We start from the raw sequence: 14,446 nt of genomic DNA, 5'->3' as shown, positions 1-14,446 counted from the left end.
AATGCTTTCAAAATCAAATTCTTCTTTCATAAAAAAAACTGTGTTAGTAAAGTTAATAATTTATTCTTTACTGACACAGTTTAAATTACAGTCTCGAAGTTTCTTACGTTTTCCTGTCTTTTACTATTCACTTTTCACTATTTACTTTTCACTTATTTCACCCACACATTTATTATCTCTCCAATAAACATCTTATGTAGTTGTTTGCCGGTCCATTCTTCTTTGATAGCCGGATCAGAGATTGCTTCGGGCATTAGAGATTGAGAAACAAGCTTCTTACATTCAATAATTAACCAAGCTTCGGAAAAAGCTTTGCTTCCTTGCGGAGTGGTGATAGGAGTAAGTCCTGATCCTTTTACTTTATCCGCATTTTTCCCGCTGTTACTTCCGCAATACTTTAATGCATCTCGGTAGGCTTCTGTATAGAAAGTGAATGTATAAGTGTCATTCTTCTCCATTAGCTGGTAAGTGAATCTTGTAGGATTGATAAAACAAGTTGCGATAGGCTTGCCATATAAAACACCCAAACCTCCCCAACTGGCAGTCATCATATTGAATTGGCTATCGTTACCGGCAGTGATAAGCATCCAGTTTTCATTTAGCATTTTGATGATATTGCCCGGAATTTTGTCTGGTGCTATTTGTTTGTACCCTTGTAGTTCGGTAGATGATACATTGCTTACTGTAACAGGCGCTACCACAGGAGCAGTCGCTGCCGATGTAGTAACAACAGGCGTAGTTGTCACAGGAGCAGAAGTTACTAATGGAGGTTGAACATTGCTTGGTGTAGTCACTACAGCTTTCTGAACTCCCAATGCTGCTTGTGCTTCATCGAATAATTCATTGGCGAAATCAACTGTTTTAACACGGAATTTTTTATATCCACGGTAAATCTTCGTTTTATCCTTATTCAGAGCTATTTCATCACTGATATATTCTTCTGCTGTAAACTTATCTTTTTCTTGATATACATAGCGTATTTTTTCTATTTCCAAAGCACATTTACCAGGAGTACAAGTTGCAGTGATCTGATAATTAATAAGTGCGCGATCTAAAGAAAGGGCTTTTGCTGTGAAAACTAAATACTCTGTGCCCAATCCGGCAACAATACCTTCTGGCTTTTCAGCATATACAATCCGGCTGTCATTCTGATTCTTTTTCATACTTTTCTCCATCCAGGAGTGTATGCGATCGTAAATAGCATCTTTACTGGCGCCGGGTAAATCGATTTCTCTGGAAAATACAACTTTATCGTTTACCATAGGCACAGCGCCTGCAAGGTATTGGCTTTCATTCTGTCCATATAATAAGGTTGGAATAGATGCCAGAAGAATAAGAAAAATGTGAGTTAATTTTTTCATGGTTCTATACTGTTACTAACTAAATTTTAAATGCAATAATACGAAAAATGGAGGATAAACAAATAAACCCCTTCCGGAAAATTTCCGAAAGAGGTTAAAAAAGGGACATAATTTGCAGATATTATAACATTGGCACTTCCATTAACAATATATGGGAGTCTTTCATTGTTTCTATGCTGAAATGATCTGTATCATATATGCCTAATCCGTCGCGGCGTGAAAGAACGGTGCCATCCACTTTGATTTCTCCTTCAATCAGGAAGATATATACACCCATTACTTTTCCATGCATTTTGTAGTCAATGGTTTTTCCGACTTCAAACTCTCCAATGGAGAACCAAGTGTCTTGCAGCATGGATGCAGGTGCGCTACCATCTGGTGCTACGATTAGAGCTAATTCATTTTTCTTTAGTAATGGCCTTATATCATAATCTTTATAAATGGGGTGGGTGTTCTTAGTTCTGGGCAATACCCAGATTTGCAGAAATTCCACAGCTTCTGTTTGGCTATGATTCATCTCGCTATGATAAATACCGGTACCCGCACTCATGGTCTGAATATCTCCGGGAGTCACAACCTTGCTGTTGTTATGACTATCGCCATGTTGCAAAGCTCCTTTTAGGGGGATGGATATGATTTCCATGTTTTTATGCGGATGCGTACCAAATCCTTCGCCGGGAGCCACCCAATCGTCATTCAATACACGAAGGGCGCCGAAGTTTACTCTTTCAGGGTCGTAATATTGGTCGAAACTGAAAGTGTGGTGGCTATTAAGCCAGTTATACAGAGAATGTCCTCTTGTATTTGCTTTGTGTAAAATCGTTTTCATGATGATCTTTATATTTTGGTGATGATTATTTATAAAACAACTAAAAGTTCGGAAAGTTCTATTCTGACTCAACCCACTTTATGAAACTGAGTATAAATAATTCAAGTTAGTTTCTGTTGAAACAGTTGTGTTCAATAATAAAGGATGTGTTTTTTTTGAAGATAAATGCACAAGATTGTTTTTAATGTGCAATTTTGTTGTACCTTTAGCGCCGAATTTTAATTAAAACGATTTAAAATGAGAAAACAAATTCTGATAAGTGCGGTGATGTTGATTGTTTCAATTTCAACTTTCGCAGGAGGTATATTAACGAATACCAATCAACATGTTTCATTTCTTAGAATGATAGCACGTGGTGCTTCTATTGATATTGATGGGGTATATTCTAATCCAGCAGGTTTAGGGTTTTTGGAGGAAGGATTCTATTTGTCTTTGAATGGACAGAGTGCCTATCAAACCAGAACAATTAATGCTACCTTTCCGCTTTTTGGAACGGAGCCTCGCAAATATAAAGGTACAGCATCAGCACCATTTATTCCAAGTGTACAGGCTGCTTATAAAAACGGAGATTGGACTTTCTCCGGTAGTTTTGCCGTAACAGGTGGTGGTGGTAAAGCTTCATTTGATACAGGTCTTCCTATGTTTGATTCGAAGATTATGGGATTATTAGCTCAAGGAGGGCTTAATTCTAGTATGTATACTATAAATAGTGCAATGGATGGCAAACAATATATTTATGGCCTTCAGTTAGGAGCTACTTATAGGGTTAATGACTATTTATCTGTTTTTGCCGGTGGTAGGATGAACTATGTGAAGAGTGGTTATGAAGGTTATCTGAGAACTACAGCAAATACAGGTTATGAAAATGCTATTCCTTCTGCATACTTACCGGTTATTGAACTTGATTGTGATCAGACTGGTTGGGGAGTTACTCCTATAATCGGGGCAGATGTGAAACTTGGCAAATGGAATTTGGGTTTAAAATATGAATTCATGACGAATGTTAATATTGAGAATAAAACAAAGATGTCTTACTCTCCTAGTAACCCAAATCTTCAAGAAGCACTGAAACCTTATGAGCATGGTGTAAATACTCCTAATGATATTCCGGCATTATTAACTGCTGCTCTTGGTTATGAAATTCTTCCTACTTTACGTGCTACCATTGAATACCATCAATTTTTCGATAAAGATGCAGGGATGGCTAATGATAAACAAAAAGCATTAAACGGAAATACACATGAATACCTGATTGGAGCTGAATGGGATGCACATAAAAGAGTAACAGTAAGCGCTGGTTATCAAAAAACAGATTATGGCTTATCTGATAACTTCCAAAGTGATACAAGTTTCTCTTGCGATTCTTACTCAGTAGGTCTTGGTGCTGCCATTAAACTATCTTCGAAATTGAAATTAAATGTTGCCTATTTCTGGACTGATTATCGCGATTACACCAAAGAAAGTACAAACTATAATGGATTGCCAATGCCAGGTAAAGATGTATATAGCCGTACCAACAAAGTATTTGGTTTAGGTATCGACTATAAATTCTGATGGTTAATAACATAAATGTGCAGAGAGACTACTTCTTGAAGAGGTAGTCTCTTTTTTTATATTCTATCATCTCTTGTAGCAAAATAAAAACTACCTTTGTATTTAAATAGACTTATTAAGATGAAAATTAATACAAAACATAAAGTCATTAATGGAGATAGCAGGCAGATGATTGAACTTCCGGATAAAAGTGTTCATTTGATTGTTACTTCTCCTCCTTATTGGCAATTGAAAGATTATGGAACTGATGATCAAATTGGATTTAATGATGACTATGAAACTTATATCAATCATTTGAACCTGACATGGAAAGAGTGTTATAGAGTGTTACATGATGGTTGTAGGCTGTGTATAAATATCGGAGATCAGTTTGCTCGTTCTACTTATTATGGACGCTATAAAATCATCCCCATTCATAGTGAAATAATTAGATTTTGTGAAACTATAGGGCTTGATTTTATGGGACAAATCATTTGGCAGAAAACTACAACAATGAATACCTCTGGTGGAGCTAGTATTATGGGAAGTTTTCCTTATCCTCGCAATGGTATTGTTAAGTTGGATTTTGAATATATTCTGCTCTTCAAAAAACAAGGAAAATCTCCACAACCAACGAAAGAACAAAAGGAAAATTCAGTGATGTCTAATGAGGAATGGAATACATTCTTTAATGGACACTGGTACTTCCCAGGCGCAAAACAGGATAAGCACTTAGCGATGTTTCCGGAAGAATTGCCATATAGATTGATTCGTATGTTTTCATTTCCTGGTGAAATTGTTCTTGATCCTTTTATGGGTAGTGGAACAACTGCTTGTGTTGCAAAGAAATTGAATCGTAATTCTGTGGGTTATGAGATTAATCCTGAATTTATTTCCATTATTGAGGAAAGAATAGGAAAAGGAGACATGTTTGCTGCAACAGAAATAGAAATTGTGAAGCAACAAACTGTCACAACTGACTTTGTGAAAAGGATCGCTCAATTGCCCTATCAATTTATTGATACTCATAAATTAGATAAAAAGATTGATGTGAAGAAAATCCAATATGGTTCTAAAATTGATACTAATAGTTCAGGAAGAAGAGAGGAATATTTCTCTGTGAAAGAAATTATATCTCCAGAATTGCTAAAACTGAATAATGATTTAGTAATTCGCTTGATTGGAATAAAGCAAGATCCTGCTGTTAATGGAGAGGCGACAGCCTTTTTATATAAGAAACTGAAAGGAAAAAAAGTCTTTCTAAAATATGATGAAATTAAGTATGATGTTGAAAATAACATGATGGTCTATTTATATTTAGAAAATAAGACTTTTATAAATGCTCATTTGTTGAAGCAGAAATTGGCATTGGTGGATTGTTCCATTGATTTTAAATATAAAAGTAAATTCCTGAATCTTAAAGATAAGAACAATGAGTAAAAAGGAAATAAAGCGATACTCCTTAGAATTCGGAAAAAAAGAGAAGGTATTAAATTACGCTTGTCAAACCTACCAACTCTCCAGACCAAATAAAGTAGGAGCAGTAATGGCCTTAATTAGAGAGTGTCAACCCCAGACAATCGAACAGTGGGAGAAATGGTATTTTGATAATGCTTCTACTACAGGAAAACAGCCTTTTAAGATAACCAAGGAAAGCTTATTTGAGTTGGGAGAAAGACTTTATACAAAGATTACCGAAGTAGTTATTCCAGAGTGGAAGGAAGCTTTTAGCAAATTAACGAAAGAAGATTGTGTAAACTATATTTATAATTTAACAATAAACAGAACTTTTGATGGTTATCTAAGAGAGAAATCAGTAGTAAATGATGGTTTGGCAAAACGCTTTCCGGATATTCGATTTGAAGAGAGTCCTTCAGAATTAGATCATGCAGGTGATATAGATTATTTGGGATATGTATCGGACGATATAGCATTCGGGATACAAATTAAACCTGTTACCTCTAAAGCTAATTTTGGGAACTATTCTGCTTCTGAAAGGATGAAAGATAGTTTTGAAGCGTTTAAAAATGAATTTGGGGGGAACGTTTTTATAGTGTATAGCCTTGACGGTGAAATAGCCAATGAGAATATTTTTGAAGTTATAGAATTAGAAATTCAACATTTGATTAATAAAAAATGAAACAAATCCTTATTCTGTCTTTTCTGGTTTCCTGTTTGTTAATATCCTGTATTACTGATGATAAAGAAATTCCGGACAATCCAGTAGATCCCATTGTCGCTGGAGATATAATTCCTGACTTCAAAATAGAAGAGCAAGATGGTACCGTTTTATCATCAGATGATTTTGCCGGTAAACGTTCTCTATTTGTGTTTTTTAACACATGGTGTGGCGACTGCAAGAGAGAATTGCCGGGATTAGAACTGGCGTATAAAGAGTTACAAGAAGATTCTGATTTTAAGATGGCTGCCATTGCTCGCAGTGAAGATCAAAAAGCAACAGACGAATATTGGACTACTAATGGATATACAATGACTAAGTATCACGACTCCAATAAAAAAATCTTTTTCGCATTTGGAGGTACTCGTGTTCCAACCCTCTATATAATAGATAAAGACAAAAAAGTAAGAGCTGTCTATATTGAGGATTTTAAAGAGTTAGGTGACACGCCAGCAACCAAAGCCAATAAAATTGTAGCTTTAGTGAAAGCTATTCCATAATAAATTCCTACCTTTGCCCCGATTTTAAAAACCCTTTGGTCGTTATAGACCACGTGTGCTTGGTAAACCACGTAAAAAACAAGAAATATGAAAAATAAAGTATCAGTACCCTTCATGCTGTTGGGCATTCTGTTTAATGTATGCCTTATTGCAGCTAATCTTTTAGAAACAAAAGTAATTCAAGTGTTCGGCCTCACAATAACAGCCGGCTTAATTGTGTTTCCCATCTCTTATATTATTAACGATTGTATAGCAGAGGTCTGGGGATTTAAAAAAGCACGTCTGATTATCTGGACAGGATTTGCCATGAACTTTTTTCTAGTAGCCGTAGCACAGATAGCTGTGGCGCTTCCTGCTGCTCCTTTTTGGGATGGTGAAGAAGGCTTTAACTTTGTGTTCGGTATGGCTCCCCGAATTGTTTTTGCTAGTCTGGCCGCCTTTCTGGTAGGATCTTTCCTGAATGCTTATGTCATGAGTAAAATGAAGATAGCAAGTAAAGGAAAGAATTTCTCGGCAAGAGCTATAGGCTCTACAGTAGTGGGCGAAACTGCCGATTCATTTATATTCTTTCCCTTAGCTTTTGGGGGAGTCATTCCTATGGAAGAATTGATGATGATGATTGGTATTCAAATAGTGTTGAAGTCGATGTACGAAGTAATCATTCTTCCTGTCACCATACATGTGGTGAAGTACATAAAGAAAGTAGAAGATGACGATGTGTACGACGAAGATATCTCTTACAACATTCTTAAAATAAAAGATTTGTAATGATGAATAATGACTCTGCCGTAGTACTCTTTAGTGGCGGACAGGATTCAACTACCTGTCTTTATTGGGCCAAAGAGAGATTTAAGAAAGTATATGCAGTTAGTTTTCGTTATGAACAAAAGCATGTTGATGAAGTAAGAGTGGCACGCGAGATAGCCGAAAAAGCCAATGTCGAGTTTCATTGCATAGACTTGCCATTTCTGGCAGGGCTAACTAATAACTCTCTGACGAATCCTGATTTGGAAGTTGATAAAGAAAAACCGACAGATGCACTCCCTAACACTTTTGTACCGGGACGGAATTTATTTTTTCTGGCCGTGGCGGCTGTTTTTGCTCGGGAGAGGGGAGTCAATCATTTGGTGACAGGCGTTTCTCAAACAGATTTCAGCGGTTATCCCGATTGTCGCGATTCGTTTATAAAGTCTATGAATGTAACACTAAATCTGGCAATGGAGGAACAGTTCGTTATACATACTCCGTTAATGTGGATTGATAAAGCGCAAACATGGGCTTTAGCTGATAAACTGGGGGTTTTCGAACTTGTGAAGAATCAAACTTTGACTTGCTATAATGGGATTGTGGGTGACGGGTGTGGTAACTGCCCTGCATGTAAACTAAGAAAAGAAGGATTGACGAAATATTCGGCTTCTAAAAAATGAAATCTTATGGATACGCGGAAAAAGCGGAAGGAGCGGATGAACGCGGAAAAATAATAAAGTAGAACTATAAGTTTGAAGTGATATTAAAATATAATTCCGCGTTCATCCGTTCCTTCCGCTTTTTCCGCGTATCGTTTTAATATATAACAATTATGAGTAAAGAATTAACAGAGCAACTATCCCTACTCGGAAATAAAACTGTATATAAACAAGATTATGCTCCCGAGGTATTAGAAGCCTTTGATAACAAGCATCCCGAGAACGATTACTGGGTACGTTTTAACTGTCCGGAATTTACGAGTCTTTGCCCCATTACCGGTCAGCCCGATTTTGCAGAAATACGCATTGATTATCTACCCGATATAAAAATGGTAGAAAGCAAAAGTCTGAAGCTATATCTCTTCAGCTTTCGCAATCACGGAGCCTTTCATGAAGACTGTGTAAATATCATCATGAAAGATCTTATTAAATTGATGAATCCTAAATATATTGAAGTAACCGGCATTTTTACTCCCCGCGGAGGGATTTCTATTTATCCATATACCAACTATGGTCGTCCGGGAACAAAATATGAAGAAATGGCACACTATAGATTAATGAATAGAAGTTTGTAATTTTATGCAGAAAATATACCTTTGTAGGTGAATAAAAACCTTTTGAATCATGAAAAACAAATTTATCTATTCTTTTCTTCTACTTTGTCTGATCATAAGTATCAGTAGCTGTCAAACTAATGTATCATCCGTTAAGATGATTAAGACAGATATTCCTCTTCGACCTTCCGGTCAATCAGATGTTTTGGGCTTACGTTGTGATCCTATCCCTACGGTTCGTGTTGGCTTTATTGGATTAGGAATGCGCGGTAAAGGAGCTGTCGATCGTTTTATGGCTATTGAAGGTGTAGAGGTCAAGGCTCTTTGCGACCTCGAACAATATAACCTGGATAAAGTACAAACATCTATTGCCAAACAAGAGCGTCCGGCTGCCCAAGAATACATCGGCGATGAAGCATGGAAAGAAGTTTGCGAAAGAGACGACATCGACCTTATTTATATTTGTACGGATTGGTTAACACATACTCCGATGGCTGTTTATGCTATGGAACACGGCAAACATGTAGCCATTGAGGTACCCGCAGCACTTACTTTAGATGAATGTTGGCAGTTGGTAAATACAGCCGAGAGAACAAGACTTCACTGTATGATGCTTGAAAATTGTTGCTATGATAAGTTTGAGCTGGCAACATTGAATATGGCTCAACAAGGAGTATTTGGTGAAATTGTACATGTAGAAGGAGCCTATATTCACGATCTTCGTTCTTTGAATTTTAATGATCGCCTTTCGCAAACCGAAGCTTATGAACCGGGCACCGGCACCGAAACCAAAAAAACACCGGGAGTTATTGGCTATTGGAATCATTGGCGTAAGAACTATAATATAGAACATACCGGAAATCCTTATCCTACTCATGGTTTAGGCCCCGTATGTCAAATCCTGAATATTCATCGCGGCGATAAAATGAATTATCTGGTATCTGTTTCTTCCAATCAGTTTGGGATGACTGAATATGCAGAAAAAAGATATGGAAAAGATTCTCCGGAAGCTAAACAAAGCTATGAATTAGGCGATATGAATACCACATTGATTAAGACCGAAAAGGGAAAGACAATGATGATTCAGCATGATGTAACCAGTCCTCGCCCTTACAGCCGTATTCACATGGTAAGTGGTACGCAAGGCTTTGCACAAAAATATCCGGCCAGACAGATTGCACTTAATAGTCATAGTGCCTTACCCCGTGCCGAAATGGATTCTGTATTGAATGTTTATGAACATCCATTTTATAAAGAAGCAGGAAAGCGCGCTGCCGAATTAGGGGCTATCGCTCATGGCGGAATGGATTACATTATGGACTATCGCCTTGTATATTGTTTACGCAATGGATTACCATTAGATCAGGATGTATATGATGCAGCAGAGTGGTCGTGCTTGATTCCTTTGACCGAATTGTCTGTGCAAAATAATGGAGCGCCTGTTGAAGTACCTGATTTTACCCGTGGTGCATGGAATAAATTGAAAGGGCTTCAGTTTGCTCAGTAAATGTGATTGATCTGACTGCTCATACACTGACAACTTGTTAAAAAGGATCTCTAATACATACAAAAATAGTCTATTCTTTGTATCTTTACACCAATCATTCATTCTATTTTCGGTGAAAAATATGTATAGACTAATTGTAGGCCTTATCTTTTTATATTCAACAACCTTTCTGAATGCACAGGATAATAGTTTCTTCACGCATTATTCTTCAGAAGATGGTTTGTCACAGAATACGGTTATGAGCATTTTGCAAGATCACAAAGGAGCTATGTGGTTTGCTACATGGGACGGACTGAATAAATTCGACGGATACACCTTTACTACTTATAAAGCAAGTCAGGGAAGCGAAATAAGTCTGACTAATAATCGGGTAGACCACATGCTGGAAGATAAATTCGGTTACTTTTGGCTTCAAACCTATGATAACCGAATTCATCGATTCAATCCTTCTACGGAAATATTCGAACAGGTGCCTGCTTCGGGAGACGGTGCTTTGATGAATATAACTTCCATCAAAGCACTCGATAATGGTACTGTATGGCTACTTACCGAAAAAGAAGGAGCTATTCGAGTACAAGTCAATCCGGAAGATCATTCATTAACATCAACTATCTTTTCGATTAAAACAGGAGGCTTTCCGGCGAATCATTTTTTTGATATTTGTTTGGACAGTTCCGGAAGCGAATGGCTATTGACAGACAATGGGCTGGGAATAATTCTCCCCGGAAAGCAAGAGGCAATATCATATTTCGCTGAAAGTAGAACATGTACAAGAGAAGATGACCATAAATTCTATTCTTTTGCAGAGAATGAGCAAGAGATATTTTTAGGAGCAGAACAGGGGCATGTTTGGCGATTCTTTAAGAAAGAGGAAAGATTTCAACTATTAGAATTACCCGCGAAATCATTCGTGGTAGCTATACGGTGCTTATCTGATGAACATATCTTATTTGTGACTTCTACAGATGGTTTTTTTGTTTATAATCCCCGAACAAATCAACATACACATTATTCTCCAACAACGTATAAAGAGTTACCTTGCGATCCTATTCTATCTGTTTATATAGATAAAGGAGGAGAAATTTGGTTTGAGCAGGAAGTGGCCGGATGTGTCACACACTTTCAGCCTTCTACACGTATTTTAAAACAAGAACGGCTAAAGGTTGAACCAGCCGGTGCCGACAGGGCGCGCCCGTCTTTTCATATACATGAAGACATTCGCGGGCGGGTATGGGTGCATCCGTTTGCCGGTGGTATGTCATATTATGATCGGGTAGAAAACAAACTCATACCCTTCTATAATGAGCCGGGGTCCAAAGAATGGAAATTCTCCAATAAGGTACACTCGGCTTTTTCCGACAGGCAAGGAAATCTCTGGATGGGAACACATTCCAAGGGATTGGAGAAAGTAAGTTTCCGACCTATTCAGTTCCATCTTAATACACCATATCCGGAACATTTGGAATCGTTAAGCAATGAAGTACGTGCTCTCCTGGCCGATAATGATAATAACATTTGGGTAGGACTGAAGAATGGCGAACTCCGTGTGTATGATGTTAATATGAACTATAAGGGTTATCTAACCGAAAGTGGTATTGTTTCTTATACCGGGCAGCGTTTGAAAGGGGTTACATACGGATTGATGCAAGATAGCCAAGGTGTTTTATGGATATCCACTAAAGGAAACGGATTAATACGAGCTGAGAAAAAAGAATCGGGAAAATCTTATCAACTTCAACGATTTATTTATCATGCCGAGGATACTTATAGTTTAAGTAATGACAATGTGTATTGTACGTATGAAGATGCTAATAAACGCATTTGGGTAGCCACATTTGCCGGAGGAATAAACTATATTGATAAAGACGCTTCCGGTAAGATTTTGTTTATTAATCATCGGAACCACCTGAAAGGGTATCCTATTGATAACTGTTACAAGGTGCGTTTTATTACATCAGATAGTGATGGGCGTATATGGGTAGGTACTACTACCGGTGCCATCTCTTTCAATGGAAATTTTGCCCGGCCCGAAGACATCGTTTTCCATCATTATGCCCGTGTACCCAGCGATCCTCATAGCCTTAGTAACAATGATATTCACTGGATTATTAATACGAAAAAGAATGAACTATATCTGGCTGCCTTTGGTGGAGGTTTGAATAAATTGATGTCTATTGATGAAAACGGAAATGCTCAATTTAAGTCCTACACTGTTCAGGATGGATTGCCATCGGATGTAATCTTATCAATAGTAGAAGATAGTAAGGAAAATCTCTGGATGAGTACAGAGCATGGAATAAGCAAGTTTGTTCCTGCCGACGAACGCTTTGAAAACTATGACGATAGAAGCATCATGTTTCGTGTTCGTTTTAATGAGGCAGCTTCTACTGAAACTTCTGCAGGAGAAATTATGTATGGAGCAAGTACCGGTATATTCCGTTTTCATCCGGATTCTATTTATAAGAGTACTTATATGCCTCGTATATTATTAGGAAGAACGTTGGATGATAAAGATGAATTAGTATTAAAATACGATGAAAATAGCTTAACGGTACGTTATGCAGCACTCGATTATACAAATCCGTTGAATGTTCAGTATGCTTATATGCTCGAAGGATTTGAGAAAGAATGGAATTATGTAGATAAAGTGCGAACTGCCAATTATATGAATATTCCGAAAGGAGAATATGTTTTTAAAATTAAATCGACCAATAGTGATGGAGTGTGGGTAGATAATACACGTAGCCTGAGAGTAGAAGTGTTGCCTTCTTTTTGGGAAACAGTTTGGGCCTACCTGCTTTATGCAGTAATTTTCATACTTATTATCTGGATAGCGGTTTATATTCTCTTTACCATTTACCGTTTAAAACACGAAGTTTCTGTTGAACAACAAATTTCTGATATAAAACTACGCTTTTTTACCAACATATCTCATGAGTTGCGAACTCCGCTGACACTGATTTCCGGTCCGGTGGAGCATGTATTGAAGAATGATAAACTTCCGGCCGATGCGCGAGAACAGTTGGTGGTGGTAGAACGGAATACCAACCGGATGTTGCGTTTAGTTAACCAGATACTGGACTTCCGTAAGATACAAAACAACAAAATGAAGATACAGGTGCAAAAGGTAGATGTGATTCCTTTTGTACGGAAAGTAATGGATAATTTCGACTCGTTGGCAGTGGAACATCATATTGATTATATTCTGGAAGCAGAAAAAGACGATCTGTATTTGTGGGTTGATGAAGATAAACTGGAGAAAATTCTGTTTAACCTGCTCTCCAATGCATTTAAATATACCCCGAACGGAAAAATGATAAAGGTGTATGTACGTGAGGATCATTCAACTATTTCAATTGAAATTCGTGACCAGGGAGTAGGTATACCGGAAAATAAACGAAGTTCTATCTTTGTTCGTTTTGAGAATATTGTCGATAAAAATGTTTTCAATCATTCTGCCAGTACGGGAATAGGTCTTTCTCTGGTAAAAGAACTGGTAGAAATGCATAAAGCAACTATTACGGTAAATAGTAAGCTTGGAGAAGGTAGCAGCTTTAAAGTAGACTTCCTGAAAGGAAAAGAACACTACGATGAGAGTACAGAGTTTATTTTGGAAGATAGTACCCGCGTTACTGTTTTTGAAAAGGTAGATACCACCGGAGATACGGCAGTAATTACCGAAATTCCGGTGGAAAGTAGCGAAGGAGCTAATTTATCGAAAAAAGTGATGCTGCTGGTAGAAGACAATCAGGAATTAAGAACATTCTTGCGTGGAATCTTTGCTGCTAAATTCAGAATCATCGAAGCTGTTGATGGCATGGAAGGATGGAGCAAAGCGCTGAAGTATTTGCCCGATATAGTTATAAGTGATGTGATGATGCCCGAGAAAGACGGAATTGAGATGATGAAAGAATTGCGGGCGGATATGACTACCAGCCATATACCCATTATTTTGTTGACAGCCAAAACATCGGTTGAAGACAGAATACAAGGGCTCGAATATGGAGCAGATGATTATATAACAAAGCCGTTCAGTGCCACTTACTTGCAAGCTCGAATAGATAATATTCTACTGCAACGTCAGAAGTTACAGGAGGTATACCGTTCCGGTTTAATGAGTGATGAGGTAGAAGAAGTACAGAAAACCGAGGAAGCTACTCAACCGGAAATGACTTCCATCGACCGTAAGTTTATGGATAAACTGATGGAGCTCATGGAGAAAAATATGGATAACGGCGATTTGATGGTAGACGATTTGGTACAAGAATTAGCTGTCAGTCGTTCTGTCTTCTTTAAGAAACTTAAAACTTTGACGGGTTTTGCTCCTATCGAATTTATTCGGGAAATGCGTATTAAAAGAGCAGTGCAATTAATAGAGACTGGAGAATTTAATATGACTCAAATCTCTTATATGGTTGGTATTAATGATCCCCGATATTTTAGTAAATGTTTTAAGCAAACCATGGGAATAACTCCTACGGAATACCGGGATAAAGTATTAAAAAAATAAAGCAATT

Annotated in this window: 11 protein-coding genes; 9 read left to right on the top strand and 2 right to left on the bottom strand. The window is 37.5% G+C overall.

The features are described 5' to 3' along the window. Positions 1–152 precede the first annotated feature (152 nt). Both D0T60_RS12885 and D0T60_RS12880 read right to left on the bottom strand, forming a co-directional pair. Complete coding sequence (locus D0T60_RS12885) at positions 153–1,361, bottom strand: DUF4468 domain-containing protein (RefSeq protein ID WP_163218519.1); 1,209 nt, start codon at positions 1,359–1,361, stop codon at positions 153–155. Between the two features lie 121 nt (positions 1,362–1,482). Next, a complete protein-coding gene (locus D0T60_RS12880) occupies positions 1,483–2,190 on the bottom strand; it encodes a pirin family protein (protein ID WP_163218518.1) in 708 nt (235 codons plus the stop codon). A 237-nt stretch (positions 2,191–2,427) separates the two neighbouring features. Here D0T60_RS12880 and D0T60_RS12875 point away from each other — a divergent pair, with 237 nt between their 5' ends. The 9 genes from D0T60_RS12875 to D0T60_RS12835 all read left to right on the top strand — a co-directional run bounded on the left by D0T60_RS12875 (position 2,428) and on the right by D0T60_RS12835 (position 14,439). Then, complete coding sequence (locus D0T60_RS12875) at positions 2,428–3,744, top strand: OmpP1/FadL family transporter (protein WP_163218517.1); 1,317 nt, start codon at positions 2,428–2,430, stop codon at positions 3,742–3,744. A gap of 120 nt (positions 3,745–3,864) precedes the next feature. Next, the gene (locus D0T60_RS12870; RefSeq protein WP_163218516.1) at positions 3,865–5,163 is read left to right on the top strand and encodes a DNA methyltransferase; all 1,299 of its coding nucleotides are present in this window, start codon (positions 3,865–3,867) and stop codon (positions 5,161–5,163) included. Next, positions 5,156–5,863, top strand: a complete 708-nt coding sequence (locus D0T60_RS12865; protein WP_163218515.1) for an MjaI family restriction endonuclease — start codon at positions 5,156–5,158, stop codon at positions 5,861–5,863. Before D0T60_RS12870 ends, D0T60_RS12865 begins: the two co-directional genes overlap by 8 nt. Then, positions 5,860–6,402 (top strand): TlpA disulfide reductase family protein, encoded by a 543-nt coding sequence (locus D0T60_RS12860; RefSeq protein WP_163218514.1) that lies wholly within the window; start codon positions 5,860–5,862, stop codon positions 6,400–6,402. Before D0T60_RS12865 ends, D0T60_RS12860 begins: the two co-directional genes overlap by 4 nt. Before the next feature lie 87 nt (positions 6,403–6,489). Then, positions 6,490–7,170 carry a queuosine precursor transporter gene (locus tag D0T60_RS12855; protein WP_163218513.1) on the top strand — a complete coding sequence of 227 codons (681 nt, stop codon included), beginning with the start codon at positions 6,490–6,492 and terminating at the stop codon, positions 7,168–7,170. 2 nt (positions 7,171–7,172) lie between these two features. Further along, positions 7,173–7,829, top strand: a complete 657-nt coding sequence (queC, locus tag D0T60_RS12850) for a 7-cyano-7-deazaguanine synthase QueC (RefSeq protein WP_163218521.1) — start codon at positions 7,173–7,175, stop codon at positions 7,827–7,829. 152 nt (positions 7,830–7,981) lie between these two features. After that, positions 7,982–8,443 carry a preQ(1) synthase gene (gene queF / locus D0T60_RS12845; protein ID WP_163218512.1) on the top strand — a complete coding sequence of 154 codons (462 nt, stop codon included), beginning with the start codon at positions 7,982–7,984 and terminating at the stop codon, positions 8,441–8,443. 49 nt (positions 8,444–8,492) lie between these two features. After that, positions 8,493–9,929 (top strand): Gfo/Idh/MocA family protein, encoded by a 1,437-nt coding sequence (locus D0T60_RS12840; RefSeq protein WP_163218511.1) that lies wholly within the window; start codon positions 8,493–8,495, stop codon positions 9,927–9,929. A 121-nt stretch (positions 9,930–10,050) separates the two neighbouring features. Further along, the gene (locus tag D0T60_RS12835; RefSeq protein ID WP_163218510.1) at positions 10,051–14,439 is read left to right on the top strand and encodes a hybrid sensor histidine kinase/response regulator transcription factor; all 4,389 of its coding nucleotides are present in this window, start codon (positions 10,051–10,053) and stop codon (positions 14,437–14,439) included. The last annotated feature ends 7 nt before the right edge of the window (positions 14,440–14,446 follow it).

The sequence above is a fragment of the Bacteroides sp. 224 genome, from assembly GCF_010500995.1.
In the GTDB taxonomy this organism is placed as follows: domain Bacteria; phylum Bacteroidota; class Bacteroidia; order Bacteroidales; family Bacteroidaceae; genus Bacteroides.
This window is presented reverse-complemented; position numbering and strand designations above follow the sequence as displayed.

What these genes read in the sequence shown, in the direction of transcription:
- D0T60_RS12885 (WP_163218519.1), bottom strand. Translation starts at nt 1,361, where the DNA reads ATGAAAAAATTAACTCACATTTTTCTTATTCTTCTGGCATCTATTCCA.
- D0T60_RS12880 (WP_163218518.1), bottom strand. Translation starts at nt 2,190, where the DNA reads ATGAAAACGATTTTACACAAAGCAAATACAAGAGGACATTCTCTGTAT.
- D0T60_RS12875 (WP_163218517.1), top strand. Translation starts at nt 2,428, where the DNA reads ATGAGAAAACAAATTCTGATAAGTGCGGTGATGTTGATTGTTTCAATT.
- D0T60_RS12870 (WP_163218516.1), top strand. Translation starts at nt 3,865, where the DNA reads ATGAAAATTAATACAAAACATAAAGTCATTAATGGAGATAGCAGGCAG.
- D0T60_RS12865 (WP_163218515.1), top strand. Translation starts at nt 5,156, where the DNA reads ATGAGTAAAAAGGAAATAAAGCGATACTCCTTAGAATTCGGAAAAAAA.
- D0T60_RS12860 (WP_163218514.1), top strand. Translation starts at nt 5,860, where the DNA reads ATGAAACAAATCCTTATTCTGTCTTTTCTGGTTTCCTGTTTGTTAATA.
- D0T60_RS12855 (WP_163218513.1), top strand. Translation starts at nt 6,490, where the DNA reads ATGAAAAATAAAGTATCAGTACCCTTCATGCTGTTGGGCATTCTGTTT.
- queC (WP_163218521.1), top strand. Translation starts at nt 7,173, where the DNA reads ATGAATAATGACTCTGCCGTAGTACTCTTTAGTGGCGGACAGGATTCA.
- queF (WP_163218512.1), top strand. Translation starts at nt 7,982, where the DNA reads ATGAGTAAAGAATTAACAGAGCAACTATCCCTACTCGGAAATAAAACT.
- D0T60_RS12840 (WP_163218511.1), top strand. Translation starts at nt 8,493, where the DNA reads ATGAAAAACAAATTTATCTATTCTTTTCTTCTACTTTGTCTGATCATA.
- D0T60_RS12835 (WP_163218510.1), top strand. Translation starts at nt 10,051, where the DNA reads ATGTATAGACTAATTGTAGGCCTTATCTTTTTATATTCAACAACCTTT.